Annotated in this window: 21 protein-coding genes and 1 pseudogene; 8 read left to right on the top strand and 14 right to left on the bottom strand. The window is 72.7% G+C overall.

What is annotated here, in order from left to right; genetic code table 11:
* The first annotated feature begins 1 nt into the window (after position 1).
* Positions 2-1,369: a nucleotide sugar dehydrogenase gene (locus tag EHO50_RS30195; RefSeq protein WP_128434364.1), complete on the top strand. Its 1,368-nt coding sequence runs from the start codon at positions 2-4 to the stop codon at positions 1,367-1,369.
* A 79-nt stretch (positions 1,370-1,448) separates the two neighbouring features.
* Positions 1,449-2,636, top strand: coding sequence for a glycosyltransferase (locus EHO50_RS30190; RefSeq protein ID WP_128434363.1), 1,188 nt, complete (start codon positions 1,449-1,451; stop codon positions 2,634-2,636).
* On the opposite strand, the gene EHO50_RS30185 is transcribed toward EHO50_RS30190, so the two are convergent.
* Positions 2,572-2,982, bottom strand: a complete 411-nt coding sequence (locus EHO50_RS30185) for a VOC family protein (protein ID WP_128434362.1) — start codon at positions 2,980-2,982, stop codon at positions 2,572-2,574. The genes EHO50_RS30190 and EHO50_RS30185 overlap by 65 nt on opposite strands.
* Positions 2,983-3,253: 271 nt before the next feature.
* On the opposite strand from EHO50_RS30185, the gene EHO50_RS30180 reads away from it, so the two are divergent.
* Entirely contained in the window at positions 3,254-4,963 is a 1,710-nt protein-coding gene (locus EHO50_RS30180) for a hypothetical protein (RefSeq protein ID WP_246101561.1), read from the top strand.
* Here EHO50_RS30180 and EHO50_RS30175 read toward each other — a convergent pair.
* Together EHO50_RS30175 and EHO50_RS30170 are read right to left on the bottom strand one after the other, a co-directional pair.
* Positions 4,950-7,067, bottom strand: a complete 2,118-nt coding sequence (locus tag EHO50_RS30175; RefSeq protein ID WP_128434361.1) for a tetratricopeptide repeat protein — start codon at positions 7,065-7,067, stop codon at positions 4,950-4,952. The genes EHO50_RS30180 and EHO50_RS30175 overlap by 14 nt on opposite strands.
* Before the next feature lie 160 nt (positions 7,068-7,227).
* On the bottom strand, positions 7,228-7,677 hold the full coding sequence (locus tag EHO50_RS30170; RefSeq protein WP_128434360.1) for a PPOX class F420-dependent oxidoreductase: 450 nt from the start codon (positions 7,675-7,677) through the stop codon (positions 7,228-7,230).
* An 86-nt stretch (positions 7,678-7,763) separates the two neighbouring features.
* Here EHO50_RS30170 and EHO50_RS30165 point away from each other — a divergent pair, with 86 nt between their 5' ends.
* From EHO50_RS30165 to EHO50_RS30155, 3 genes are all read left to right on the top strand, one after another.
* Positions 7,764-8,363, top strand: coding sequence for a TetR/AcrR family transcriptional regulator (locus tag EHO50_RS30165; protein WP_128434359.1), 600 nt, complete (start codon positions 7,764-7,766; stop codon positions 8,361-8,363).
* Complete coding sequence (locus tag EHO50_RS30160) at positions 8,360-9,709, top strand: MFS transporter (RefSeq protein ID WP_128434358.1); 1,350 nt, start codon at positions 8,360-8,362, stop codon at positions 9,707-9,709. Before EHO50_RS30165 ends, EHO50_RS30160 begins: the two co-directional genes overlap by 4 nt.
* 65 nt (positions 9,710-9,774) lie before the next feature.
* Positions 9,775-11,007, top strand: a complete 1,233-nt coding sequence (locus EHO50_RS30155; RefSeq protein WP_128434357.1) for a serine hydrolase domain-containing protein — start codon at positions 9,775-9,777, stop codon at positions 11,005-11,007.
* A gap of 4 nt (positions 11,008-11,011) precedes the next feature.
* On the opposite strand, the gene EHO50_RS30150 is transcribed toward EHO50_RS30155, so the two are convergent.
* The 4 genes from EHO50_RS30150 to ribA form a co-directional block, all read right to left on the bottom strand.
* Positions 11,012-12,193, bottom strand: a complete 1,182-nt coding sequence (locus tag EHO50_RS30150; protein WP_128434356.1) for a saccharopine dehydrogenase family protein — start codon at positions 12,191-12,193, stop codon at positions 11,012-11,014.
* On the bottom strand, positions 12,186-13,247 hold the full coding sequence (locus tag EHO50_RS30145) for a saccharopine dehydrogenase (protein ID WP_128434355.1): 1,062 nt from the start codon (positions 13,245-13,247) through the stop codon (positions 12,186-12,188). The genes EHO50_RS30150 and EHO50_RS30145 overlap by 8 nt, the downstream gene beginning before the upstream one ends.
* Complete coding sequence (locus EHO50_RS30140; protein WP_128434354.1) at positions 13,244-14,389, bottom strand: NAD(P)/FAD-dependent oxidoreductase; 1,146 nt, start codon at positions 14,387-14,389, stop codon at positions 13,244-13,246. The genes EHO50_RS30145 and EHO50_RS30140 overlap by 4 nt, the downstream gene beginning before the upstream one ends.
* Before the next feature lie 195 nt (positions 14,390-14,584).
* Entirely contained in the window at positions 14,585-15,253 is a 669-nt protein-coding gene (gene ribA, locus EHO50_RS30135; protein ID WP_128434353.1) for a GTP cyclohydrolase II, read from the bottom strand.
* 41 nt (positions 15,254-15,294) lie between these two features.
* Here ribA and EHO50_RS30130 point away from each other — a divergent pair, with 41 nt between their 5' ends.
* Entirely contained in the window at positions 15,295-16,083 is a 789-nt protein-coding gene (locus tag EHO50_RS30130) for a creatininase family protein (RefSeq protein WP_128434352.1), read from the top strand.
* A gap of 149 nt (positions 16,084-16,232) precedes the next feature.
* On the opposite strand, the pseudogene EHO50_RS45335 reads toward EHO50_RS30130, so the two are convergent.
* The 5 genes and pseudogenes from EHO50_RS45335 to EHO50_RS44200 all read right to left on the bottom strand — a co-directional run.
* Positions 16,233-17,378 (bottom strand): annotated as a pseudogene (locus EHO50_RS45335) (lysylphosphatidylglycerol synthase transmembrane domain-containing protein); the annotation flags it as partial.
* On the bottom strand, positions 17,375-18,322 hold the full coding sequence (locus EHO50_RS30120) for a class I SAM-dependent methyltransferase (protein WP_246101580.1): 948 nt from the start codon (positions 18,320-18,322) through the stop codon (positions 17,375-17,377). The gene EHO50_RS30120 and the pseudogene EHO50_RS45335, both read right to left, overlap by 4 nt.
* Positions 18,323-18,489: 167 nt before the next feature.
* Positions 18,490-19,683, bottom strand: coding sequence for a glycosyltransferase family 4 protein (locus EHO50_RS30115; protein WP_128434349.1), 1,194 nt, complete (start codon positions 19,681-19,683; stop codon positions 18,490-18,492).
* Positions 19,680-20,078 (bottom strand): 6-pyruvoyl trahydropterin synthase family protein, encoded by a 399-nt coding sequence (locus EHO50_RS30110; protein ID WP_093747920.1) that lies wholly within the window; start codon positions 20,076-20,078, stop codon positions 19,680-19,682. Before EHO50_RS30110 ends, EHO50_RS30115 begins: the two co-directional genes overlap by 4 nt.
* Positions 20,079-20,228: 150 nt before the next feature.
* Positions 20,229-21,212, bottom strand: coding sequence for a zinc-dependent alcohol dehydrogenase (locus EHO50_RS44200; RefSeq protein WP_164904979.1), 984 nt, complete (start codon positions 21,210-21,212; stop codon positions 20,229-20,231).
* 108 nt (positions 21,213-21,320) lie between these two features.
* On the opposite strand from EHO50_RS44200, the gene EHO50_RS30100 reads away from it, so the two are divergent.
* Positions 21,321-22,085 carry a CDP-alcohol phosphatidyltransferase family protein gene (locus tag EHO50_RS30100; RefSeq protein WP_128434438.1) on the top strand — a complete coding sequence of 255 codons (765 nt, stop codon included), beginning with the start codon at positions 21,321-21,323 and terminating at the stop codon, positions 22,083-22,085.
* A 601-nt stretch (positions 22,086-22,686) separates the two neighbouring features.
* On the opposite strand, the gene EHO50_RS30095 is transcribed toward EHO50_RS30100, so the two are convergent.
* Complete coding sequence (locus EHO50_RS30095) at positions 22,687-23,913, bottom strand: MDR family MFS transporter (RefSeq protein ID WP_128434348.1); 1,227 nt, start codon at positions 23,911-23,913, stop codon at positions 22,687-22,689.
* Positions 23,910-25,745, bottom strand: coding sequence for an ABC transporter permease subunit (locus tag EHO50_RS30090; RefSeq protein ID WP_128434347.1), 1,836 nt, complete (start codon positions 25,743-25,745; stop codon positions 23,910-23,912). The genes EHO50_RS30095 and EHO50_RS30090 overlap by 4 nt, the downstream gene beginning before the upstream one ends.
* Between the last annotated feature and the right edge of the window lies 1 nt (position 25,746).

The raw sequence follows: 25,746 nt of genomic DNA, 5'->3' as shown, positions 1-25,746 counted from the left end.
AATGCAGGTGGACCAGACCGGACCGCTCGGGGAAGCGAGCGAACCACTCGGGGAAGAGAGCGAACCGCTCGGGGAAGAGAGCGAACCGCTCGGGGAAGCAGAACGGCCCGATCACGTCGATCTGGCGGTGATCGGGCTCGGCTACGTCGGACTGCCGCTCGCGCGTGAGGCGGCGTCGGTCGGCCTGAGGGTCGTCGGCCTTGACCGCGATCCCCGCGTGGTGGAGGCGCTCAACACCGGGCACTCCCATGTCGACGACGTCTCCGACGACGACGTCCTGCGGATGCGGGCAGGCGGGTTCACCGCGTCCACGGACGCCGCCTGTCTGGCCCGGGCGCAGACCGTGGTCATCTGTGTGCCGACCCCGCTCGGCAAGGACGGCGGGCCCGACCTCGGCGCGGTCACCTCGGCCACGCGGATGGTGGCGGACCGGCTGCGGCCCGGACAGCTGGTGGTGCTGGAGTCGACCACCTATCCGGGAACCACCGAGGAGGTTCTGCGGCCGCTCCTGGAGGAGTCGGGGCTACGGGCGGGCGTGGACTTCGCGCTGGCCTTCTCGCCCGAACGCATCGACCCCGGCAACACGGCGCACGGGCTGCGCACCACGCCGAAGGTGGTCGGCGGCTGCACCCCGTCCTGCGCGGCGCGCGCCGTCGCCTTCTACGGCAAGCTCGTCGACACCGTCGTCCAGGCGAAGGGCACCCGCGAGGCCGAGATGGCCAAGCTGCTGGAGAACACCTACCGGCACGTCAACATCGCCCTGGTCAACGAACTCGCCGTCATCAGCCACGAGTTGCACGTCGACCTGTGGGACGCGATCCGCTGCGCCGCCACGAAGCCTTTCGGGTTCCAGGCGTTCCGGCCCAGTCCCGGAGTCGGCGGACACTGCATCCCCATCGACCCCAACTACCTTTCCTACAAGGTGCGTTCGTCGCTCGGCTACGAGTTCCGGTTCGTCGAACTCGCCCAGGAGATCAACCGGCGGATGCCGGAGTACGTCGTGCGCCGCGCCCAGGACCTCCTCAACCACGCCGGCCGGCCGCTGCACGGCTCCCGGGTACTGCTGCTCGGGGTCACCTACAAGCCGGACGTGGCCGACCAGCGGGAGTCACCGGCGGTGCCGGTGGCACGGCTGCTGCGGGAGCGGGAGGCCGAGATCTCCTTCCACGACCCGAACGTACGGCTGTGGGCCGTGGACGGGGTGAGCGTCCCGCGCGTCGACGACGTCATGGCGGCGGTGCGCGAGTACGACCTGACGATCCTGCTCCAGGACCACTCGGCCTACGACCTGCCGGCCCTCGGCGACGCGGCCCGGCTGCTGTTCGACACCCGGGGGCGGATCTTCCGGCCCGGGGTCGAGGTGCTGTAACCGGCCTGGCCCTCAGGGCAGTCGGGTTCGCGCAGTCGTCTCCGGCTGTCTACCTCGGGCCACTTCGAAAGGTGCGCTGATGCGGATACTCGTCGTCACCGTCGTCCATCACCCCGAGGACGCGCGGATCCTGCACCGGGAGATCGCCGCCCTGCGGCAGCGCGGCCACCGCGTCGTGTACGCCGCTCCGTTCGCGGCACGGGAGGTGGCACCGCGGCCGTACGTCGAGGGCGTGGATCTGCCCCGGGCCGCCGGCCGGGACCGCCGGGTGGCGCTCCGCGCGGCCCGCGCGCTGCTGGCCGAGCGCGGGCCGACCGTGGACGTGGTGCTGCTGCACGACCCAGAGTTGCTGCTGGCCCTGCCCGGCACGCTGCGCCGTTGGCGGCGCGAGGGACGTGCTCCCGTCACCGTGTGGGACGTGCACGAGGACACCGCGGCGGCGCTGGTGATGAAGCGCTGGGTGCCGAGGCCGCTGCGGCCGCCGCTACGGGTGGCCGTGCGGGCGGCGGAACGGCTGGCGGAGCGGCACCTGCGGCTCCTGCTCGCCGAGGACGCCTACCAGCACCGCTTCCACCGCCCGCATCCCGTCGTGGCGAACCTCACGACGGTGCCGCCCGAGCCACCCGAGCCGCCGGGCGACGACCGGGTCGTCTACCTCGGGCAACTGTCGCGGGCGCGGGGCACGCTGGAGCTCATCGAGACGGCACGGCTGCTGGGACCGGACGTCCACGTCGAGGTCATCGGCGCGGCGGACCCCGAGGTACGGGGCGCGCTCACCGAGGCCGACCGGGACGGCGTGCTGCGCTGGCACGGGTACCTGCCCAACGACCGCGCCCTGGGCCTGCTCTCCGGCGCCCTGGCCGGCCTCTCCCTCCTGCACGACCAGCCCAACTACCGCCATTCACGGCCCACCAAGGCGGTGGAGTACATGGCCCACGGCGTCCCCGTCATCACCACACCCACCCCCCTCGCGGCCGACCTGGTCGAGCGCTACGGCTGCGGTCTCGTCGTACCGTACGAGGATCCGGCCACGGCGGCAGAGGCCGTACGGCGGCTGCGCGCCGACCCGGAGATGCGCCGACGCGCGGCCACGCGCGGCTGGGTGGCAGCGCTCTCCGACCTCAACTGGGCCGACCGGGCGACCGAGTTCGCGATGTGCCTGGAGGCCTGGGTGAAGGAGGCGTCCGCGAACCCGACGCCCGCTAGGCGTTGGACCAACCCCTCCGACACAGCACCAGCCGGTACCCGTCCGGGTCCTCGATCGTGACGCCCCACTCGTTCCAGTAGGGATTGGGAGAGGGGACCCGCTTGCCGCCGTGTTCCTCCAGCCGGGCCACCAGGTCGTCCGGAACGGGACCGTCGACGTAGATGACGAGGAGGTCCTCCTCGGTCGGCCGGGGCTCGACGGGGTGGGCGGGCTCGTGGACGAGTTCCAGGTGCCAGTCTGCGTCCGGCCAGCCGAGCATCAACAGGTCGTGCTCGCCGGGCTCCGAGCCCCCCACCGCCCGCCATACGACGCCGAGCCCGAGCCCCTCACCCCAGAAGCGCTCCGCCGCGACGAGGTCGCGGGACGGGCGGGCGATACGGATGTGGCTGCGGCCGTTGACCGGCATGGTCGACTCTCCCTGTGGGCGTCCTGATCAATGGGTGATCCGCTCGGTAGCGTAGGCAGTTCGCATGCGCCGGGACCATCGGTCGCAGGTCCTGCACCCCGGGTCCTAGGTGTATTGAGCCGCAGCGGTGGTGGTTGCAGGTCGCCACCGGCCAGGGGCGGGCGGTGCGCGCGGAGTGGGTGTTGACTATCGTTGCCCGATCACTCGATCGGGGACGAGAGGCGGACGGCACGTGGTGGGGTCCCAGGACAGGGGGGCCGGGTGGATACGGGTGCCGGTCGGGGACGACGCGGCGCGGTGGGCCACGCGGGGGAAGACCCGCAAGGTGCTCCTCGTCGTCCACAACGTGACCTCGGCCACCCGGCTGCTGGACGTCATCCCCCTCTTTCACGACGACCTCCGGGTGCAGCTGCTCGTCACCTGCCCGGGATCGTCGGCCTTCCGGGCCGGAGTCGCGGATCTGCTGGCAGACACAGGGGTGCCCGTACTGGCCTGGGAGCAGGCGATCGCGACTCCGGTCGCATTGGCGGTGTCAGCGAGCTTCGGCGGTCAACTCCGGGCAGTTTCCGGCGTATTGACCGTCTTGTCGCACGGGGTCGGATACACTAAAAGGCTGGCGACACCCGACACCCGACACCCGACGGTCAGCGGGCCGCGAGCGGGGTCAAATCCGGTCTTCGGGCTGTCACCGGAGTGGCTGCTCGACGAGACCGGCAAGCCGATCGTCGACGCGCTCGTCCTCTCCCATCCCGAGCAGTACGAGCGGCTGCGCACCGTCTGCCCCGAGGCCGCGCACACGGCCGTGCTCGCCGGGGACCCGTGCTGGGACCGCATCCTGGCGGCCCGCCCGTACCGCGAGCGCTACCGCCGTGCCCTCGGTGTGGGCCGGGGCCGGCGTCTGATCGTCCTGAACTCCACCTGGAACCCCGAGTCGCTGTTCGGGGACGGCGGCGACGATGACGTACTGCCTTCCCTCCTGCCCCGCCTGACCTCGGAGTTCCCGGCCGACGAGTACCGTCTCGCGGCCGTGCTGCACCCCAACGTCTGGCACGGGCACGGCCCCGGCCAGATCCGTGCCTGGCTCGACCGCGCCCGGCGTGCGGGCCTGGCTCTGATCGACCCCCTGGAGGGCTGGCGGCAGGCGCTGATCGCCGCCGACGCCGTGATCGGCGACCACGGCTCGGTCACCTACTACGCCGCCGCCCTCGGCATCCCGGTTCTCCTGGGCGCGGCTCCTCTCACCGGCCTCGCCCCCGACGCCCCGGTCCACGCGTTCGTCCGCACGGCACCGCGCCTCGACCCCGCACTCCCCCTGCGCCCACAGATCGAGTCCCTGCTCGATCGGCATCGCCTCCAGCCGGAAGCCGCCGAGTTCATCAGCTCCGCACCCGGCGAGTCGGCGGCCCTCCTGCGGCGCCTGTTCTACGACCTGATCGGCATCCCCGAGCCCGACGGCCCCGCTCGCCTCGAACCACTGCCCCTGCCGCCGTACGAACCCGCCGCGCACACCGTGCCCCTCTGGGTGCTCACCCGGCTCCTGGGCTCCGGCGAGGTCGCGGTCACCCGGTACGCGGGCCCGCACCCGGCGCCGTACGGCACCGGCGAGGCGCACATGGCCGTCCACGAGGACACTCGTGAGGTGGACCAACTCGCCCTCGCCGACATGGTGTTCCGGGACGGAGCAGCTGACGACCCACGTTTCGTGTCCCCCGCGCGCTGGACGGCGGAGGTCCTTGACCGGCATCCGCACTGCGCGCTCGCCGCGTACGTCACCGGGCCCGGGGCCTGCGTCGTCCGGAGCCGCGCCGGGGTGCTGCTGCGGCTGGCGTCGGGGTCCGGGGCGGACGCGGATCCGGCCGTGTACGCCTCGGCCCTGCACGCGTGGCTGGGGGCGGGCAAGTCACCGGAGGAGCTTTTCGAGCAGGGGCTGACGGTCCGCACGGGTGGGAGCGCCCACCCGGTGCTCGTCACTCCGGCGTGAGGCACCGCTCCCGCAGCTCACGCAACCGTTCCACGTGGTACTCGGCGTTCTCTTCGCCCAGCAGGCCGAGCGCCTCGTCGATCAACGGCAGCGCGGTGCGGGGCGCGCCGGCCTCCAGGTGGAATGCGGCCAGGTCGGTGAGCGTACGGGCCTGGTTGTAGGCCTCGCGCTCACCCTCGCGCTCGCCTCGGAAGAAGCGCAGAGCGCGTTCGAGGTACTCCACGGCCTCGTCCGGGCGTCCGAGGTGGCCCAGGGCATGCCCCCTGTGGCGGTCGAGCAGCGCCCGGGCGCGCGGGAGGTCGTCGGCGCCGACATCGTCGGGGCCAATGGTGTCGTAGATGCCGTACGCGTCCTCGAAGCAGGCATACGCCTCGTCGAACCGCCACTGCCGCAGCCGCAGGAGGCCCAGGATCTCGACCGCCGAGGCGTGACCGCGTACATGGCCGGCCGCCTGTTCCTCGCGTGCGGCGGCGTGCGCCTCGCGCTCGGCGTCCACCCAGCGCCCCGACTCCATGAGGCAGTGGGCGAGTTGGAAGTGCAGGGCACCGGCCGTGCGGGTGCCGGGGAAGTGCTCGTCGGCGATGCGTGCCGCAGCCTCCAGCGCGGGCTGTACGACGTCGAGGTGGCCGGCCTTGAGCTGGAGCGGCCACAGGGCCTGGCCGAGCGCGACGACGGTGTCCCAGTCGTGGAACTCCTCCGCCGTGCGGATCGCCTGGACCAGGCTCGGCGCCTCGGCAGCGAGGGCGGCGACGGCCGCGCCGTGATCGGGGTAGGTGAACGACGAGGCTGTCGACGGCGGGACCCGCCAGCTCTTCGGCAGCGCCGAGTGGGCCGCCCCGACCGCCAGGGCCCGGTAGCGCTCGACCACACGGGTGACGGCCGCGGAGCAGGCCGGGATGCGGTCGACCTCGGCTGCCATACGTTCGGCGTGCGCACGGACGGAAGGGCGGTAGCGGTAGCGGCCGCTGCTCGTGCGCTCGATGAGCAGCGCCTCGGCGAGTTCCTCCAGGAGCCGGGCGGCCTCCGTCTCGTCGACATCGGCGGCGCGCGCTGCCGCCGCGGCATCGAGTGCGGGCCAGTCCCGGAGTCCGGCCAGGCGATACAGACGCGCGGCGCCAGGTGTCAGCGAGCGGTACGAGTCCTCGGCGGCGGCACGGACCGGGTCGTCGCTCTCGGACACGGCGGGGACCTCCGGGTGCTCGGGCAGGGACGGCAGACGCAGCGCGGCGGCGTGCAGGGCATAGGGAGAACCGGCGCAACGGTCGAGTACGGCGGGCAGAACGCCACGGGCCGCGGTGACGACGGACTCGTCCAGGAGACGCTTCAGCAGCACAAGGGCGTCACGCTTCGCCAACGGCCCGACCGGGACGGACAGTGCACCCAAGCCGACGAGCGGCTGACGAGCCACGACGACGGTGAAGACTCCGGGCGCCGAAGTGCGCAGCGGTTCGATCTGCGCGACGGACCGGACGTGGTCGAGCACGAGGAGGACCCGGCGGTCGGCCAGACAGCGCCGCAGCAGGTCGGCGCGGCCCTGAGCGGTCTGGGGTATCTCCTGCTGTTGCAGCCCCAGTTGGCGCAGCACATGGCTGACGGCCTCCTCGGGCCCGAGAGTGCGCAGATCGACGTACAGCTGCCCGTCTGGGAACCGGGCGATCTGCCGCCAGCCCCAGTGGATGGCGAGCGTGCTGCTGCCGATGCCTTCGGGACCGTGGAGGAGGGCCAGCCTCGGGCGTCCGTCGAAGGCGCGGGTCGCTTCCTTGTCCAGCAGTTTCAGGGCCTGCTCCCGGTCCGTGAAGTAGCGCGGGCCGGCGGGAAGCGAGGGACGCAGAAGTCCTTGGACCACGCCGGGGGCGGGCACGCTGCGAGCGAACGAGAGCCAGGAGCGGGCGAGTTGGGGATCGTCGTGCAGGCGCTGGTGCAGCAGCCGGGCCACGTCGTCCCGTTCGCCGGGTGTCGTGGGCGCCGCCACCTCGCGCCCGGCGATCCGACGGACCAGTCCACCCGCGGTCACCCAGGCCGACTTGCCGGCTTCGCCCAGGAATCCCGTTCCGACGGTCGTGAGGACCGCACTGATCGCGCCCACCGAAAGCAGATCCATCATGCCGTCCACTCCCCCGTCCGTCCCGCCGCGCGCCCGCGTCTCCGCTCGGCTCGTTGTGGATCAACCCTAGTCGGACGGAGGGGAAGTGACGCAGCATCACCTGTCACATACGGAGGCGCGAGGGACGCGCACCCCGGCTCACCCCAGGCTCACCCCAGACTCACCCCCGGTTGGCCCCCTTCGGAATCCCGTAAGCCCGTTCCACGTTCAACCGCAGCACCAGCCGCCCGTCCCGGACCATCGCGGTCCGGAAGTCCTCCCAGTCGGGGTGCTCGCCCAGGACGTCCCGGTAGAGACGGACGAGCTCCTCGACCGTGGCGTCGTACGGATCCTTCGCGACCGGCGAGAGCTCCGCCGTGCCCTCGGCGACGACGTACGCCCACCGGTCGGGGGACGTGACGTGGTACGACGCCCGGGGGTCGCGGCGCAGATTGCGCGTCTTGGCGCGGTCGTCGGTGATGGAGACGCGGATGATCTGTTCGTCGGGGTAGTAGGCGTGGCTGACGTTCGACAGCTGCGGCCGGCCGTCGCGCTTGAGGGTGACCAGCACCCCGCCGTGACCCTCGGAGAGCAGTGCGAGCAGTGCGTTCTGGGTGGCGTCCTCAGTCATACCCGGATCAACCCTGCCGGAGTGCCTGCGCATTCCCTCCCAGGCACTCGTAGACACTGTCTACTCTATCATGGTAGACAGTGTCTATGCAGGAATCCGACAGGCAGGAATCCGATACGGGGCTGCGGGCCCGGCTGGTCGACGCGGGCGTGGATCTGGTGACCCGGGAAGGGGCCCAGGCGCTCACCCTGCGGGAGATCGCCCGCCGGGCCGGCGTCTCGCACGGCGCACCACGCCGCTACTTCCCCACTCACCTGGAGCTGCTCTCGGCCATCGCACGGCGCGGCTTCGACGAGCTGGCGAAAAGGGCGACGGCGGCTGCCGGCGCCGGTGACGACACGGCGAGCCCTCGGGCGGAGCTGACCGCGTTGGGGCGTGTCTACCTGGAGTTCGCGCTGAGCAACCGTGGCATGTATGAGCTGATGTTCCGTCACGACCTGTTGGAGAGTGGCCACTTGGGCCTACGGGACACCAGTCTCCCCCTCTTCGGCCGCCTGGTGGACCTGGTCGCCCGGGCCCGCCCCGGCGCCGACGCCCGGCTCGTCGCGGGCGCATTGTGGGCCAACCTCCACGGCATCGCCCAGCTGTGGGGCTGGGGCAGCCTCCAACTCGCCACGGGGTCCGACGACTTCGCACCCCTCCTGCACTCGACCCTGGACGCGCATCTCGGGCAGGAGGGCGAATGAACCCCCGCCTCACTCTCGCGAGCAGTGTCGCCGGCGCCGTGATCGTCGCGCTCGACGGGACCGTCCTGACCCTCGCCCAGCCCACTCTGCAACGCGACCTGGGTGCCTCGTTCGCGCAGGTGCAGTGGACCAGTACCGGTTATCTCATCGCGGTGGCAAGCCTGTTGGTGTTCGCCGGGCGGCTCGGGGACCGGTACGGGCACCATCGGGTCTTCGGCATCGGCATGCTCGGCTTCGGGGCCGCGTCGGCCGGTATCGCGCTGGCGCCCGGTGTCGGCTGGGTGATCGGCTTGCGGGTGGTGCAGGGCGTGTTCGGGGCGCTGTTGCAGCCGGCCACGCTGGGCATGCTGCGGGCCGCGTACCCGCCCGACCGGCTGCGGACGCCGATCGCCGTACGGACCGCCGCGATCGGGGTGGCGGCCGCTGCCGGGCCGGTCCTTGGCGGTGCGCTGGTGGCGGGGCCGGGGTGGCGGGCCGTTTTCCTGCTGAACGTCGTGCCCGCCCTCGTCTTCGGCGGTCTCGCCCTCGCCGTGCGGTCCCCGCGCACCACCTCCCCCGCCCGGCTCGACGTGCCCGGCGCCCTCCTGCTCGCGGTGCCCCTCGCCTGCCTGGTCCACGCGCTCGTCGCGCTGCCGGGGTGGCCCTGGACGGCCGCGACCGCCACGCTCACCGGCGCCGCCTTCGTCCGGCACGAGCGCCGTACCGCGAGCCCTCTCCTGCCGCCCGACGTAATCGGCTCGGCGGCGGTCGGTTCGGCGCTCGGCATGCTGGTGGCCGCGTCGGCGGCGCTGTCGGGGGCGCTGTTCGTGGCCACGTTCCTGATGCAGGGCACGCTCGGCCTGGACCCGTTCCGCAGCGCTCTGGTCAGCCTGCCGCTGGCCGTGCTGATGGTGCCGGCGGCGGCCTCGTGCGCGGTGCTGCTGCGCCGGGCCGGGGCCCGTCGTACGAGCGTGGCGGCGATGGCGGTCCTCGCGCTCGGGATCCTCGCCTTGTCCCGCGCGTCGGCCACGCCGGCCCTCTGCGCCGCGTTCGCCCTGGTGGGGGCCGGGTTCGGCACGGTGATGGTGGCGGCGACCCACGTCGTCGTACGCGAGGCCGCCGTCGAGTCGGCCGGGGTGGCGGGCGGACTGCAGCAGACCGCGATGAACCTCGGGCCGGTGCTGGGCGTGGCCGCAGCGACCGCCCTCATGGGGCCGGGCCGTGGCCCTGAGCTGCCGCTGAGCGTGCTGGCCGCCGTCGCCCTGGCCGGTGCGGCGCTGGGCCGCAAGCTGCCGGGACGACCCGGTACCGCAAGAGACGATCATGGCCAATCGAAGGACCGTACACGTGTTCCTGCGGGACGATGAGATGTGAGGCCGTTCCGGCGGGGTATGCCGGAGCGCACCTCGTCGTACGCATTCGGAGGAGAGCGATGGCACTGCTGACACAAGAGGTCGACCCGGGCGAGGTCGGGCTGGACGGGAAGGCGCTGGACCGCCTCGACCAGTACTTCGCCCACTACGTCGACGAGGGGCGGCTGCCCGGCTACCTGGTGTCCGTCGCCCGCCGTGGACGCGTCGCCCACCTCAACACGCACGGCCACCGGGACCTGGCGGCCGGGCTTCCCGTCGAGGCCGACACGTTGTGGCGGATCTACTCCATGACCAAGCCGGTCACCTCGGTGGCCGCGCTGCTGCTGGTGGAGGAGGGCAAGCTGTCGCTCGACGACCCGGTCGACCGTCATCTGCCCGCCTTCGCCGAGCCTCGGGTGTACGTCAGCGGATCCGGCGCCGACACCGTGACCCGCCCGGCCGACGGGCCGATACGCATCCGGCACCTGATGACCCACACCGCCGGACTGACCTTCGCCTTCTACCGCACGCACCCCGTCGACGCCCTCTACCGCGACGCCAACCTGGACTCGGCGGTGCTGCCCGGCTCCGACCTGGCCGGGACGGTCGACGTGTACGCGAGCCTGCCACTGCAGTTCGAGCCGGGGACGCAGTGGAACTACTCGGTCGCCACCAACGTCCTGGGCCGGGTCATCGAGGTCGTGTCCGGGCAGCCGCTCGACGAGTTCTTCGCCGAGCGCATCTTCGGGCCGCTCGGGATGACCGACGCCGGGTTCTGCGTGAGCGACCAACAGGCGGGCAGGCTCTCCGAGTTGTACGGCGAGACCGACGACGGCGGCATCGAGCCGATCCCCGGTCTCCCCCTGCACGGCCGCCCCCGCTTCCTGTCGGGCAGCGGCGGCATGGCGGCCTCCGCGCACGACGTCCACCGCTTCATGGAGTTGCTGCGCCGCCGCGGCGAACTCGACGGCACCCGTCTGCTGTCCCCCGGGACCGTGGACCTGATGACGTCCAACCACCTCCCGGGCGGCGTCGACCTGCGCGCCTTCGGCAGCCGCCCCGCCCATGACGAGCCCGGCAACGACGGCCTCGGCTTCGGCCTCGGCGTCTCCGTGGTGATCGACCCGACCCGTACGAGGGCCCCGGCCGGCCTCGGCACCTACGGCTGGAGCGGGGTCGCGACCACCACGTTCTGGGTCGACCCGGGCCGCGACCTGACGGTGCAGTTCATGACGCAGGTGCGGCCGAGGACCTCGCACACGATGTTCCAGGACCTCAAGCGGCTCGTGCACGAGGCCGTCACGGGCGACTGAGCCCCTACCGGTCCACGCGCAGCGCGAACTCCACGCCCTCCAGCGCGAGTTCGCGCAGCCACTCCTCCGAGCGGGCCGCCGTCTCGGCGGCACGGCTCAGGCCCGCCGGCAGGGAGCCGTCCAGGATGTGGCGCACGCCCAGGGCGAGGGGACGGGAGACACAGCGGGCCATCGCGCTCTCCTCCTCGTCGCCCACCAGATCGAGGAGGTAACTGCCGGACCACGCCCGCCCGTCCCCGCCGCGCACGTCCAGCGACACGGCGAGGACGACGCGGTCGCGGTCGGCGTCCGTCGTGGGGTACTTCGCCGCCAACTCCCCCGCCAGGGCGGCGATTCGGGCGTCGTCGCCGGCCTTCAGCTCCTCGAAGACGGCGTCCCAGGCACGCAGCCAGCCCTCCAGACGCAGCGTGCCGCGCACGAAGGCCTGCGGCTTCCAGGCCGGCGGCAGCCCGTACTGCTCGACGAACGGAACGCTGTCGCGGTTGGGGTAGACCTCGAACGCCTCCCCGTCCACCACATGCCGCCGCGTCACCTCCCACGGCCGCTCGGCGACCGTCTCGGCACCGTCGCGCACATAACGCGCCGGTGAGCGCAGGGCGTTGAGCACACCGGCAGGCGCCCAGCTGAAGCGGTACTTGAAGTCGTTCGGAACCGCGGGCACGCCACCGCAGTACGACGTCAGGCTGTACGAGGCTGCCGTGTCGTCGCCGACGGCCTCCCGGGCGCGGCCGACGAGGCAGTGGGCGAAGAGGTGATCGATGCCCGGGTCGAGGCCGGCCTCGGTGAGGACGACGAGCCCGGCCGCGACGGCCGCGGGTACCTGCTCCACGACCGCGTCCGACACATAGCTGGAGCAGGCGAAGTGCGTCTGCTGCCGGATACAGGCCGCCAGGATCGCGGCGTGCTCCGGCGCGGGCAGCATCGATACGACGACGTCACCGGGCGCCAGTTCGGCCGTGAGCGCGGGGAGCGTGTAGGCGCGGGGCTCGGCGCGTCCGGTGAGTCCCAGTCGGGCCAGGGCGTCGGCGGCGCGGTCCTCGGTGCGGTGCCACAGCCGTACGCGGTCGGCGGTGTCGCAGAGCCGGGCCAGACCGCTGCCGGTGGACAGACCGGCGCCCACCCAGTGGACGGTGCCGCTCGCGGGCACGCGTGCGGGACGATCAGGCACGGCGGAGTGGTCAGACATGGGGGAACTCCCCTTCTGCGATGCCGAGTTCACGGCAGGCCTGGTGGAACCGGTCCAGACAGCGCCCCCACGGCCCACCCGTCTCGAACTCCAGCAGCTGGAGCAGCAGCGCCGAGGAGAAGTCGGTGCTGGACTCCCGGGGCAGCAGGGAGGGCAGGTTGTCGATGGCGATGAGGTCGAGCGCAGGCTCCTTGCGCAGGCGGCGTACGGGCTCGGTCCACTCGGTGGTGCGGTCGTAGACCGGCAGGACGTTCAGTGGGGAGCCGACGTCGACGGTGACGTCGCAGAGGGTGCGCAGTCGGCGGGCGGGGTCGTCGAGGTCCTGCTCGCGGAGGAAGGGCGGGACGGGGGTGGTGGCGAGGACGGCGTTCACCATCGCGTCGTGCGCCAGCAGGGCCGGGCGGTCCAGGTCGCGGGTCTCGGCGAGGTCCCAGGGCGTGGCCTCGATGCCGGCGGTCAGGAACGCGAGGCACGCGCCGCGGCCGCTGCGGCCCAGGGCGCCGATCACGAGGGCGGTGAACTCCTCGTCGTCGGGGGCCGGTTGGAGGGCCGCGTCCAGTTCCTCCTTCGACGTGGGGGTCAGCGGCGCGACCAGCCTGCCCCGGTGCTGGAGGACGGCCAGGGCGGCACCGAGATAGCCGGCCCAGAAGCCGAAGGCGGCGAGGCGCCGGCCCTGGTCGTCCACCAGGTACTCCAGATCGAGCAGGGCACCGCCCCCGTCGGCGAACCGACGGAGCAGGTCCGCGGCGCCGGGCTGCTGCTTGTAGGCGTGGCCGAAAAAGATGTGCCGGTGCGTCAGTTCGGCTGGGCCGTCCGGGAGTTCCTTCAGCCCGATGACGACGACGTCCGCGGGGGCCGACACCCAGGAGCCGGTGGGCGCGATACGGCAGCCGGCCGCCTCGTACTCCTCGATGGGGAAGATCCGCTGCGGGGACTCCTCGACGGTCAGCGTCACTCCGCTCTCGACGAGCCGCCGGGCGTCGGACGGCACGATCGGGGTGCGTCGCTCGGTGGAACGGACCTCGTGGCGCAGCCACAGGTGGAGATCGGTCATACGCGGTTGGCCTCCGGGCGCGGGGCGTCGGCCGCGAACCGGCCGGCGCTCAAGGGGCTGACGTCCACGAAGGGTACGCGGCCGAGGTACAGGTCGCGGACGACCTCGCCGACGGCCGGTCCCTGCAGAAATCCGTGGCCGGAGAAGCCGGTCGCGTACAGGAAACGGGATACGGAAGTCGCCTCGCCGATCAGCGCGTTGTGGTCCGGGGTGACCTCGTACAGGCCCGCCCATCCGCCCGTGCGGCGCAGGTCGAGCAGGGCGGGGGCGCGGTGCTCCATGGCGGCGGCCAGACGAGGGATCCACCGGTCGTGGGGGTCGGTGGCGAAACCGGGCCGCTCGTCGGGGTCGGACATGCCGAGGAGGAGTCCTGGGCCCTCGCCGTGGAAGTAGAGGCTGGTGCTGAAGTCGATGGTCATGGGCAGGTTCGGCGGCAGGCCGTCGACCGGTTCGGTGACCGCGATCTGGCGGCGCAGCGGCTCCACCGGCAGGTCCACGCCGACCATCGCCCCGACCGCCCGTGACCAGGGGCCGGCCGCGCAGATCACCGTGCCGGTGGCGATCCGGCCGATGGTCGTCGTCACGGCTGTGATGCGGTCGCCGCGCAGTTCGATGCCGGTGACGTCGGTGTGGCGCAGGATCTGTGCCCCGTACCGGCGGGCGGCGGATGCATAGCCGTGGACCACGGACTCGGGGGTGCAGTGGCCGTCGTCCGGGGAGAACGCGGCTGCCAGCAGTGAGTCGGTGGTGATCAGCGGGGAGAGCCGCTGCGCCTCGGCGGGGTCGATCATCCGGCTCGGCACACCGAGGGAGTTCTGCAGCTGGACGCTCGCTTCGAAGCCGGCGACCTCCTCCGCGGTGGAGAGCAGGAACAGATACCCGACCCGGTGCAGCCCGATGTCGTACCCCGTCTCCTCCTCGAACCGGCCGAACGCCTCCAGACTGCGCGCCCCGAGCTGGATGTTCAGCTCGTCGGAGAACTGCGCCCGCACCCCGCCGGCCGCCTTCGAGGTGGAGCCGCAGGCCAGCTCGTCCCGCTCGACCAGGACGACGTCCCGTACTCCGGCGCGGGCGAGGTGGTAGGCGATGCTGGTGCCCATCACACCGCCTCCGATGACGACGACACTCGCGCTCGTGTTCACGGGCGGACCTCCTTGGCCGACGCTGTTGTAGCAGACGATGTCGCCGGGTCCGGCTCTCGGGAAACTCTGCCACGCGGACACGGTTCCGCGCGGTCGGACTCCACAGCCGTACGGCGCAGCCCCAGCCGGGCGAGCAGCGCCCCAAAGGGGCGCGGGGAACTGCGCGACCAGCCACGACGTTGCCGCAGACGAAAATCAGGACAGGTGCGCGACCGCGTCCAGATGGGGCAGGTGGTGGTCGAGGCGCTCCCGCTTGGTGCGCAGGTAGGTGATGTTGTTCTCGCACGGCGGGATCAGCAGCGGGACCTGCTCGGCCACCTGGATGCCGTGCCGCAGCAACGCCTCGCGCTTGCGCGGGTTGTTCGACATCAGGCGGACGCTCGACACCCCCAGGTCGTGCAGGATCTCGGCGGCGACGCCGTAGTCGCGGGCGTCCACCGGCAGGCCGAGCGCGAGGTTGGCCTCGACGGTGTCCAGGCCCTCCGCCTGCAGGGCCATCGCCCGCAGCTTGCCGAGCAGACCGATGCCGCGACCCTCGTGGCCCCGCAAGTAGACGACTATGCCGCTTCCTTCGGCGACGACCGCGCGCAAGGCGGAGGCCAGCTGGTCGCCGCACTCGCAGTGCTGGGAGCCGAACGCGTCGCCGGTCAGGCACTCGGAGTGCAGCCGGGTCAGGACGTCGTCCGTGCCGATCTCGCCGTAGACGAGGGCCACTTGTTCGTCACCGCGGTCGTGGTCGAGGTAACCGATCGCGCGGAATTCCCCGTACACGGTGGGCAGGGGGGCATTCACCACGCGTTCCACGCCGGAACGCTGCGTAAGCTGTGCGGACTTCTTGCCGAGCACACCAATTTTTTCTGTCATGATTCTTCAGTTCCTAAGCAGAGACGAAAGGCCGGGAAAAGATGAGTGGTTCACAAACGCGGCCGACGGCACACTCGTTGGTGCCGGCGGACACCACCGAAGACGTACGGACGCGCGGCGCGGGCGTCTCACGACAGGTCGCGGTCCTGCCCGTCGGAAGCTTCGAGCAGCACGGTCCGTTCCTTCCGCTGGCGACCGACACGCTCGTGGCCTGTGCCGTCGCGCGCGAGATAGCCGCCACGCACCCGGTGCACCTCCTGCCACCGGTGACGATCTCCTGCTCGCACGAGCACGCGGCCTGGCCGGGGACCGTCAGCATCTCCTCAGTGACCCTTCATGCGGTGATACGGGACATAGCGGCTTCGCTCCGCCGTTCCGGCGTGGACGCCCTGGTGCTGGTCAACGGGCACGGCGGAAACTACGTACTGGGCAATGTCGTTCAGGAGTCCTCCGCGCGGGGCGAGCGGATGGCGCTGTTCCCGGCCCCGGAGGACTGGGAGGCGGCGCGGGAGCGGGCGGGGGTGGAGACCTCGCTGCTCACCGACATGCACGCGGGGGAAATTGAGACCTCCATCCTTCTGCACACTCATCCCGAATTGATCCGACCCGGTTATGAGACTTCCGATTTCGTGGCGGACGACCGCCGGCATCTACTGACCCTCGGTATGTCCGCCTATACCGATTCGGGTGTCATAGGCCGTCCTTCGCTGGGCTCCGCGGAAAAGGGAAAGCGGCTGCTGGAGAGCCTCGCGGATTCCTTCGGCGCGTATGTGTCACTGCTGACCTCCGCGGACGATTCCGTACGGGACACGGGAGACGCAAGGGCATAGCGCCCGGGTTCCGGGGCCGCCTCGACGGCGGCGGTCCTGGGGCCGGCGCGCAGGCCGGAGTACCAGCGGGCGACCAGGACGAGCGCGCCGGGCAGGGCCGCCACGAAGCTGAGCACGCCGTACACGACGGCGACGGCCAGGCCGCTTTCGGCGCCCAGCCCCGCCGCCCCGAACGCCCAGGCGGTGACGCCCTCCCGGGGGCCGAAGCCGCCGACGTTCAGGGGCAGGCCCATGGCGAGCAGGGCGAGGACGGCGAGCGGCAGCAGGACGGCCACGGAGGCGGCGGAGCCGGCGATCCGGGCGGCGACCACGAACATCGCGATGTGGCCGGCGAGGACGACGACGGAGGAGACGGCGACCCCGGGCCCGTTGCGGCGGGACAGCAGGGCTTCCCGCGCCTCACCGAGCGTGCTGCGCAGCGCCGTGGGGTTCGCACGGTCTCGGCGGGAGGGCGCGCGGTTCATGCGTACGGCGGCCACCACGGCGAGCGCGCCCACCGCGGCGAACAGCAGGACGGGCGTGAGGTCCCGGGCCTCGTTCAGCACCGGCGACGGCATGGTCAGCAGTACGGCGGCGCCGACGACCGCGAGGACGACCTGGCCGGCCGTCCGCTCGAGGACGACCGCGCGGACACCGCGCCCCAGGTCACCGGCGCTCTGCCCGTGCCGCACCGCCCGGTGCACATCGCCGAGGATGCCGCCGGGGAGGGCCGCGTTGAGGAACAGGGCGCGGTAGTAGTCGGCGACGGCCGGCCCGAGCGGCAGCCGGATCCGCAGCCCTCGGGCCACCAACTGCCAACGCCACGCGCTGAACACGGTGGTGACGGCCCCGATCCCGAGCGCCGCGACCAGTGCCGGCCCGTCGATCCGCCGCAGCCCGTCGAGGAAGACGCCGGTACCGAGCCGCCAGAACAGCACCGCGAGGATGACGACGCCGACGGCCGTACCGAGGTGGGTGCGGAAGGCGGGGGTGTTGAGGCGGGACAGGAGGGTGCGCAGCGACGTACGGGGGCGTTCTGTGCTCGGGGTCGGGGTTTCCTTGCGGGGCTCGGCGACGATGACGCCGATGCGGGAGGGGGAGACGGCTACGGCGACGGGGGTGGGCGTGAGGCTGGGAGTGGGCGTGGAGGGTGCCGAGGGCTTGGTGGTGAGTCGGGCGGCGGAGGGCGCCTCGGGGAGGGCGACGACCGCGCTCGCGGCCAATGCCTTCACTCGCTGCTCTCGCTGTTCTCGCGGCCCTCGCGGCTTGGCGCCCCGTCGCGCGGCGCGCGCCTTCGCCACCGTCTCCACGCTCATGACGCTCCGCCCGTCGGTCGGCACAGCGCCAGTAGGTCGCTGTGGTGGACCACGACGTGCAGCTCGCCCGCCTCGCAGGCGGCGAGGCGGTCCTGCAGGTAGCGGTCGGCGCGCTCGCGGAGTTCGGGGCGTTGCTCGACCGCCGCGCCGACCCAGCCGCGCAGCCACTGGGCCGTGAGCGCCGACTCGCCGGGGCCGAGACGCCAGGGGCTCGGGTGCACCTGGACGGTCGCGCCGTACTCGGAGAAGGCCTCGGCCGCCGCCGTGACCGCGTCCGGGCCCAGCATCCCCGAGCGCCGCTGGTGGGCGTTGAACGCCTCGGCGATCTCCGTGTCCAGCGGGTCGGACGGGCTCAGTTCGACGCGGCCGGCGACGGAGAGCGTCAGCAGCGCCGGGCAACCCGCGCCCGCACACGCGGCGGCGAGGGTGGCGACCTCCTCGCGGGTGAGGACGTCGAGCAGTGCGGAGGCCGTCACCAGCGAGGCGCCGACGAGGGCGTCCGGAGTGAGGCGGCCGATGTCGCCGCGGCGCGTCTCGACCGTGACGCGGCTGCCGTCGGCGGAGGAGCGGGGGGAGGCCACGGCGGCGAAGTGCAGGAGGTAGGGGTCGCGGTCGTGCAGGACCCAGTGCTGGGAGCCGTCGAGGTGGGGCGCGAGCCAACGGCCCATGGAGCCGGTGCCGCAGCCCACGTCGTGGATGACCACTCCGGACCGTCCCGGCAGGTTGGCGAGCCGGATCCGCAGCGGATCGAGCAGGTCGTGCGCCCGCGCGGCGGCATCGGCGCCTTCGCGCAGCTCCAGCCACTCGGGGGCGTAGCGGGGCGGGTCGTCAGGATCGGCGTCCCGCAGCCGTACGGTGGCCCGCTCACCGGGACGGAAGCTGGGCCCGGCCCCGAGAATCACGGCGTCCGCGTCAACCGCCGCCGATACGGACGCACCGCTCATGTCACCCTCCGCCGAAACGATCCCGCTCTGCGGCCCGGACTCCCCGGCGGCCACCACCGACGACGATCCACCACTCACCGCGGCCTCCCGGCGCGTCGAATCCGTCGCGTCCCGTGGGCCCGGCTGGGCAGGAATCGTCCCCCCGCTCTGTGTCGTTGCCGTCTTCCTCATGCCGCCCTCCGGGGTTCACTCGGCAGTCGGCCCAGTACCGCGGCCAGGCTGCGGGCCGTGCCGGCCCAGCCGTTCAGGGCGGCCCGGCGTCCCCGGGCCGCCGCCTTCAGTCGGCGTCGTACGTCCGCCTCGCCGAACCAGCCGCGCAGCTCGGCGGCGATCGCGGCGGGGTTCTCCGGCGGGACGAGGATGCCGGGGACTCCGCCGTCGGGGGCCCGGCCGACCGCCTCCGGCAGGCCACCGACATCCGTGGCCAGCACGGGGATGCCACGCGCGAGCGCCTCCGTCACCGCCATGCCGTATGTCTCGGCGTAGGAGGTGAGCACCATGAGGTCGGCGGCGTTGTAGCTGGCGTCGAGTTCGGCGCCGGACTGCGGGCCCGCCAGGATCAGCCGGTCCTCCAGGCCGTGCTTCGCTATCAGGGACCGCAGCCCGGCCACGTACTCGGGATCCTGGTTCAGCCCGCCCACGCAGACACAGTTCCACGGCAGGTCGGTCACTGCCGCGAGCGCCTCCACCAGCCGGTGCTGTCCCTTGCGCGGCGTCACGGCGGCCACGCACAGCAGCCGCGAAACGCCGTCCGTGCCGGACGCGAGGGGCGCGATGTCGGCGCCGGGGGCGGCGACATGGACCCGCTCGGGGGCGAGGCCGTGGTGGGCGACGAGGCGACGGACCGCCCAGTCGCTGGTGGCGATGACGGCGGGGACGGCCCGCAGCACGGTGCGTTCCCGGGCGTCCAGCTCCGCGGCGACGGCCGGGTCCAGCCCCGTCTCGTCGCCGAGCGGCAGGTGGACGAGGACCGCGAGGCACAGCCGCTCCGCCTCCGGAACGATGATCTCGGGCACGCCGCAGGCGACCAGCCCGTCGAGGAGGACGACCGTGCCGTCCGGGAACTCGCGCAGCGTACGGGCGAGTTCCGCACGGGCCGCCGCCCCGGGGCTGGGCCAGCTCCCGTCCACCGCGTGCTTGTGGACCTGCCAGCCGAAGCCGGGCAGATCCAGACTCACGCGCCGGTCGTAGGCGTTGCCGCCGCTCGGCGCGACGGGGTCGTCGACGCCGCCCGGCATGACGAAGTGCACGGAGCGCAGGGACATGGGGATGATCTCGGCGTTCTTCAGGACGGAGTGCTGTACGGGCACATAGCCGAGGCGGGTCGGGGCCGCCGCCCGGTCGATGGTCGTGTCGGTCACAGCGCACGCTCATAACTCGCCCACGCGACATGCGACTCGTGCAGGGTGACGGTGAGGCCCGCGAGACCCTTGGCGCCCTCACCCAGCGCGCCCTTCTCGATCCGCTCGGCGAGCCGGTCGGCGATGACCTTGGCCAGGAACTCGGTGGAGGTGTTGATCCCGGCGAAGTCGGGTTCGTTGTCCAGGTTCCGGTAGTTGAGCTCGCCGACCACGGCGCCCAGCTCCCGCGTGGCCAGTCCGATGTCGACGACGATGTTGTCGTCGTCCAGCTGCTCGCGCCGGAACGTGGCGTCCACCAGGAACGTCGCTCCATGCAGGCGCTGCGCGGGTCCGAAGACGTCGCCGCGGAAGCTGTGGGCGATCATGATGTGATCGCGGACGGTGATGCTGAACAACGGACGACCCTCCAGGTGCGGTACGCCTAGTCCCCGGCTCATCGCTGCCGAGGATGCCGTGTAGTACGGCTCTTGGCTTCCCGTTGTTCAGCCGTCTCTCACTCTTTTCTCAGGTCAGGCGCTCTTGTCGTCCCGGACTGAACGAGCCCGTCAGGGCGTGTCCGCGTACCTGACGCGATGACAGAGCGCCGGGACCTCCCCGGAGGTGAGCTTCGGCATGACCTCGGGCAGATCCTCGAAGGCGCTCTCCCCGGTGACGAGCGCGTCGAGAGCCGGGTCGGCGAGCAGGTCGAGGGCGAGGGCGAGCCGGTCGGCGTACGTACGGCTGGCGCGGCGGGCCGGGGAGACGGTGCCGACCTGGCTGCTGCGGATGACGAGCCGCCGGGAGTGGAAGGCCTCGCCGAGCGGCAGGCTGATCTCGCGGTCGCCGTACCAGCTGAGTTCGAGGACCGTGCCCTCGGCGGTGAGCAACTCCAGGGCCCTGGCCAGGCCCTGCTCGGTGGCGCTGGCGTGGACGACGAGATCGCACTCACCGAGCGCGTCCTCGGGCGAGGCGAATCCGACACCGAGGGCCCCCGCAACCTCGGCCCGGCCCGGATCGGCGTCGACCAACTGCAGCCGTACGCCCGGGAAGCGCGCCAGCAGGGCGGCCACCGAGCAGCCGACCATGCCGCCGCCGACCACGGCGATCCGGTCGCCGACCAGGGGAGCCGCGTCCCAGAGCGCGTTGACGGCGGTCTCCACGGTGCCGGCGAGGACGGCCCGAGCGGCGGGCACGGTGTCCGGTACGACGGTCACCGCGCTCGCGGGGACGACGTACCGCGTCTGATGCGGATGGAGGCAGAAGACGGTGCGCCCGACGAGCGTGTCCGGCCCCTCCTCCACCACCCCGACACTCAGGTACCCATACTTCACGGGGGCGGGGAACTCGCCCTCCTGGAACGGCGCTCGCATGGCCGCGTACTGGCTCTCGGGGACCCCGCCCCGGAACACGAGCGTCTCCGTGCCCCGGCTGACTCCGGAGTACAGCGACCGCACCAGCACTTCGTCCTCGCCCCGTTCCGGCAGTGTGACCTCCCGGATCTCTCCTTCACCCGGAGAGCTGAGCCAGAACGCACGTGCGGTGCGGTTCATCGGAATCCTCCTGAACGATCGGGAAGCTGTTCACGTACCGAGGTGTGCACAGGTCGCGCACAGTACGCGGCCTTGATCGACTCTGTCATCTGGCCGGAGGAATGTGCGGTGGCCCTGAACAACACTTACGAAGCAAGGCTGGTCCAGCAGGAGACCGCGGTGGGAGCGGGCGTGCAGATCCTGTTGCTGGCCCTGCTCGGCTCGGCGATCGGTATGGGGCCGGCGGGCTTGCTGACCGGCCTCGTCTTCGCCATCGCCTCCTGGGCGCTGCTCTCGCTGGCCCTGCACCGGTCCAGGCTGCGCTCCTTCGGCCCGGCGAACCGGGTCACCCTGGGGCGCGCGACGCTGGTGGGCGGCGTCACGGCTCTGGTGGCGGACTCCTTCGAGAGCTCACCGCCGGTGACGTTGTTCGTCGGCCTGACGGCGGTGGCGCTGATCCTCGACGGCGTGGACGGCAAGGTGGCCCGCCGCACCGGCACGTCGACAGCCCTGGGCGCCCGCTTCGACATGGAGGTGGACGCGTTCCTGATCCTGGTGTTGAGCGTGTACGTCTCGATGTCGCTGGGCCCCTGGGTCCTCCTCATCGGCGCCATGCGCTACGGCTTCGTCGCCGCCGCCCGCCTCTGGCCCTGGCTGAACGCCCCGCTCCCGCCGAGCACGGCCCGCAAGACGGTCGCCGCGATGCAGGGCGTGTTCCTGCTCATGGCCGCGTCCGGTTTCTTCCCTTACGCGGCGACGCTCGCGGTCACCGCGACGGCTCTGGCAGCGCTGGTCTGGTCGTTCGGCCGGGACATCCTGTGGCTGTACCGGAACCGGCCGTCACGTGTGCGGCAGGCGCCGGTGGCTGAGGTGCGGGAGCTGGTGGCGTCCTGAGCGGGTGCCTCCGGCGGTTGAGCGGGGATGCCAGCGGCGGCCCGTCTCGGTGGGTAGGGGCTGATCGCGCAGTTCCCCGCGCCCCTGAGATGCCTGCGGGTGCCTCCGGCGGTTGAGCGGGGATGCCTGCGGCGGCCCGTCTCGGTGGGTGGGGGCTGATCGCGCAGTTCCCCGCGCCCCTGAGATGCCTGCGGGTGCCTCCGGCGGTTGAGCGAGAATGCCTGCGGCGGCCCGTCTCGGTGGGTGGGGGCTGATCGCGCAGTTCCCCGCGCCCCTGAGATGCCTGCGGCGGCCCGCGCGGCCTTTGGGGGGCGGGCCGCGCCGAAGGGGGGCGTGGCATCACGGGCGGAGGCGGTCATCTCTCGACGCCGAGCCATCCCTGGCCCCCACCCACCCACAGGGGCTTCGCCTCACGGGCCCGACGGCCACCTTTCGGCGCCGGTCCAGGCAATGTCAGCCCGTCCGGCGTTTGAGGACGAGGCCGTTCAGGCCGACGGGGGTCCAGGGGGCGGAGCCCCCTGGCGGGGTCGAAGGGGCGGAGCCCCTGGGGATGGGACGGGTAGGGGCGGCGGGGGCGAGGGCATCGGCAGCAGCCGGTCGGTTACCGGCGCGGCAGCAACCCGATCGCCGCCACCGGTACGGCCGCCAACACCAGCCAGGGCACCGCCGCCGGGAGGCCCGTGTCCAAAAGCGTACCCGTCGCCGAGCTGCCGACCAGGACGATCAGGCCGGAGACCGACGACAACGCGCCGGTGTAGAGCCCGAGTCGCCCCTCCTCGGCGAGGTCGGGAACCCAGGCGCGGGCGACCGGTGCGACGAGCATCTGGCCGAGCGTGAGCAGCACGACGAAGCCGGCCGCGGGCAACAGCCCTGCCGTACCGGTCCAGTCGGCGGGCCGGGCCACGGCCACGACCGCGAACCCCGCCCCGATCAGCAGCAGTCCGGCCACCATGGACCGGCGCAGACTGAGCCGCTCCCCCACCCAGCGGGTGACCGGCAGCTGGGCGATCACCACCAGCAGCGAGGACAGGGCGAACAGCCAGGCCAGCGCGGCCTGGGAGCCCGTGGCGCGCTCCACCTCGTCGGGCAGGGCGAGATACAGCTGGTTGTAGGCGAGCAGGTAGGCGCCGTACGCGCAGCACAGGGCGAGGAAGCGGCGGTTGCGCAGCAGCTTCCCCATGCCTCCGCCGAGCCGGACGCCTCCGCGCCCGGGTATGTGCTGGGGCAGCAGCCACGCGTGCCCGGCGAGGACGAGTACGAAGATCCCGGCGCCGGCGAGGCAGACGGTACGGAAGTCCACCGACAGCAGCAGCGCGCCCAGCAGCGGTCCGACGAACGCGCCCGCCTGCCCGGCCACGGTCAGCAGCGCGAGGACGCGGGTGCGGGAGCCGGCGCCGGACTCCTCCCACACCACCGCCTGCCGGGCGACCTCGGACTCCACTGCGGGCGAGAACAGCGCGGCGGCGAACCCGATGATCAGGACGGCACCGATCACCGCCCACGTCTCCCGCGCGTACCCGAGCCACGCGAACCCGGCGATCCGCAGGACGCAGCCCGTGAGTACGACCGGCCGGATGCCGTACCGGTCGGCCAGCGCCCCGCCCACCACGAACAGCCCCTGCTGGCTGAACGTCCGCAGCCCCAGTACGAACCCGACCAGCCAGCCCGCCATGCCGACGGCCTGTCCCAGGTGCTCGGCGAGGAAGGGCAGGACGGCGAAGAAGCCGATGTTGAAGGCGAGCTGGGTGAGGATGAGCAGGCGCAGGAGAGGCGAGAGGCGGGGCCGGTCCGGCGCCTTGCGCAGGCCGCGCGAGAGCAGCGAGGTCATCCGGTCTTCACCATCTTCTCGGTGGCTGAGGGCTGTTCGGGCAGGGGCACGACGGGCTCGGTCCTACGGCGCCGTCGCCGCCCGAGCCGTACGCCTCCACCGGCCTTCGTCCGGGGGGAGGCCCATCGCGCTCCGCTCGCCGCCGTCACCGCCAGCGCGCCCAGCAGGGCGAGTACGGCGGCGGGGGCGAGGACCGCCCAGGGGGCGCGCTCGGCGTAGGGCTGGTTCTCGGCGAGGAGCAGGCCCCACTCCGGCGAGGGCGGCTGGGCGCCCAGGCCGAGGAAGGCCAGCGAGGCGAGCGCGAGGGCGATGCCGGGCAGGCGGAGCAGGGCGTGGCGGGTGACGGGCGGCACGACGGCGGGGAGGAGTTCGTGGCGCAGCAGATACCAGGGGCCGGCGCCCAGGGCGCGGGTGGCGGTCAGGTGGAATGCGGCGCGTTCCTGCCGTAGCAGCGCGGAGGTGTGGGCGGCGAGCGGCGTCCAGGCGACGGCGGCCACGGCGAGCGCGGGCGTGGCGGTTCCGCTGCCGACGACCGCGGTGACGAGCAGGGCGACGAGGACCGGCGGCAGCGCGGTGACGGTGTCGACGAGCGGGCCGGTCAGCCGGGGCAGCAGGCCGAGCGCCACTCCGGTGAGCAGGGTGGCGACGGTGATCGCGAAGGCGAGCAGCAGGGTGTCGAGGGCGCCGTGGGCGACGCGGGCGAGGACGTCCCTGCCGAGCGCGTCGGTGCCGAACGGGTGCGCCCAGGAGGGTGCCTTGAGCCGCTCGGCCGTGTCGAGGGCGAGCGGATCGCGGGGCAGGCCGAGGGCGATGACGCCGGCGAGCAGGCCACCGTGGGCGAACGGCAGGATCGTGTGGGTGGGCGGCGACGGCCGGTGCAGGGACGGCAGTGCCCCGTCGCGCAGGGCCGGTCCTGTGAGCAGGCGGGCGAGCAGGTGGGCCAGTCCGGCGGCGGCCGCAGCGAGCAGGACGAGGGCGAGCGTGCCGGCCTGGAGGACGGGCAGGTCCTGGGCGAGGGCGGCCTGGAGGGTGGTGCGGCCCAGGCCGGGGATGTCGAAGATCTGCTCGACGGTGACCGATCCGCCGGTCAGCCCCACGACGAACAGGCCGGTGTTGGGGAGGAGCCCGGGCAGGCAGCGGCGCAGGGCCTGGCGGGCGACGGTGCGGCCGGGCAGTCCGCGCGCCGTCGCGGCCAGGGCCCAGGGCTCGGCGAAGGCGCCGGGCAGCAGGTCGTCGAGGAGCCGGCCGAGTACCGCCCCGGCGGGCAGGCCGAGGGCGAGTGCGGGCAGCACGGTCCACTGGGGGCCGTACCAGCCCAGCGCCGGCAGCCAGCCGAGCTGCACGCCGACGACCGTGGCGAGCACGGAAGCGGTGAGGAACTCGGGCAGCGCGGCGAGGACGGCAGAGCCGCTGCCTCCCGCGCGCCGCCCGTCGAGCCGCCGGTGGGCGCCGAGCCACAGGGTGCGGGCGCAGATCAGCGCGGCGACGACGACGGCGACCGCGAGGGCCACCGCCATCAGCAGCAGGGACACGCCCAGGGCCTGGAGCACCGCGGGCGTGACCTCGCTGCCGGAGATCCACGACCGGCCGGCGTCCCCGCGCCACAGCCCGTCCAGCCACCGCCCGAGCAGATGCAACGGGCCGTCTTCCAGGCCGAGTTGGGCGCGGATGTCCGCGAGCACCTCGGGGGTGGGATCGCGGTCCGCCGACCGGGCTTTGAGCACGGTGAGCGCCGGGTCGGCGTGCGAGAGCCAGGGCAGTACGCCGATGGCGCACACCAGGGCGGCCGCGATCCCCGCACGCCACAGGAGCGTGACTACCTGACCCCGCACG

The organism is Streptomyces cyaneus, assembly GCF_004028635.1.
GTDB classification, from domain to species: Bacteria; Actinomycetota; Actinomycetes; order Streptomycetales; family Streptomycetaceae; genus Streptomyces; species Streptomyces cyaneus.
This window is presented reverse-complemented; position numbering and strand designations above follow the sequence as displayed.

Excerpts from the sequence above, each read along its gene's own strand:
- EHO50_RS30195 (WP_128434364.1), top strand. The coding sequence starts at position 2 with ATGCAGGTGGACCAGACCGGACCGCTCGGGGAAGCGAGCGAACCACTC.
- EHO50_RS30190 (WP_128434363.1), top strand. The coding sequence starts at position 1,449 with ATGCGGATACTCGTCGTCACCGTCGTCCATCACCCCGAGGACGCGCGG.
- EHO50_RS30185 (WP_128434362.1), bottom strand. The coding sequence starts at position 2,982 with ATGCCGGTCAACGGCCGCAGCCACATCCGTATCGCCCGCCCGTCCCGC.
- EHO50_RS30175 (WP_128434361.1), bottom strand. The coding sequence starts at position 7,067 with ATGATGGATCTGCTTTCGGTGGGCGCGATCAGTGCGGTCCTCACGACC.
- EHO50_RS30170 (WP_128434360.1), bottom strand. The coding sequence starts at position 7,677 with ATGACTGAGGACGCCACCCAGAACGCACTGCTCGCACTGCTCTCCGAG.
- EHO50_RS30165 (WP_128434359.1), top strand. The coding sequence starts at position 7,764 with ATGCAGGAATCCGACAGGCAGGAATCCGATACGGGGCTGCGGGCCCGG.
- EHO50_RS30160 (WP_128434358.1), top strand. The coding sequence starts at position 8,360 with ATGAACCCCCGCCTCACTCTCGCGAGCAGTGTCGCCGGCGCCGTGATC.
- EHO50_RS30155 (WP_128434357.1), top strand. The coding sequence starts at position 9,775 with ATGGCACTGCTGACACAAGAGGTCGACCCGGGCGAGGTCGGGCTGGAC.
- EHO50_RS30150 (WP_128434356.1), bottom strand. The coding sequence starts at position 12,193 with ATGTCTGACCACTCCGCCGTGCCTGATCGTCCCGCACGCGTGCCCGCG.
- EHO50_RS30145 (WP_128434355.1), bottom strand. The coding sequence starts at position 13,247 with ATGACCGATCTCCACCTGTGGCTGCGCCACGAGGTCCGTTCCACCGAG.
- ribA (WP_128434353.1), bottom strand. The coding sequence starts at position 15,253 with ATGACAGAAAAAATTGGTGTGCTCGGCAAGAAGTCCGCACAGCTTACG.
- EHO50_RS30130 (WP_128434352.1), top strand. The coding sequence starts at position 15,295 with ATGAGTGGTTCACAAACGCGGCCGACGGCACACTCGTTGGTGCCGGCG.
- EHO50_RS30120 (WP_246101580.1), bottom strand. The coding sequence starts at position 18,322 with ATGAGCGGTGCGTCCGTATCGGCGGCGGTTGACGCGGACGCCGTGATT.
- EHO50_RS44200 (WP_164904979.1), bottom strand. The coding sequence starts at position 21,212 with ATGAACCGCACCGCACGTGCGTTCTGGCTCAGCTCTCCGGGTGAAGGA.
- EHO50_RS30095 (WP_128434348.1), bottom strand. The coding sequence starts at position 23,913 with ATGACCTCGCTGCTCTCGCGCGGCCTGCGCAAGGCGCCGGACCGGCCC.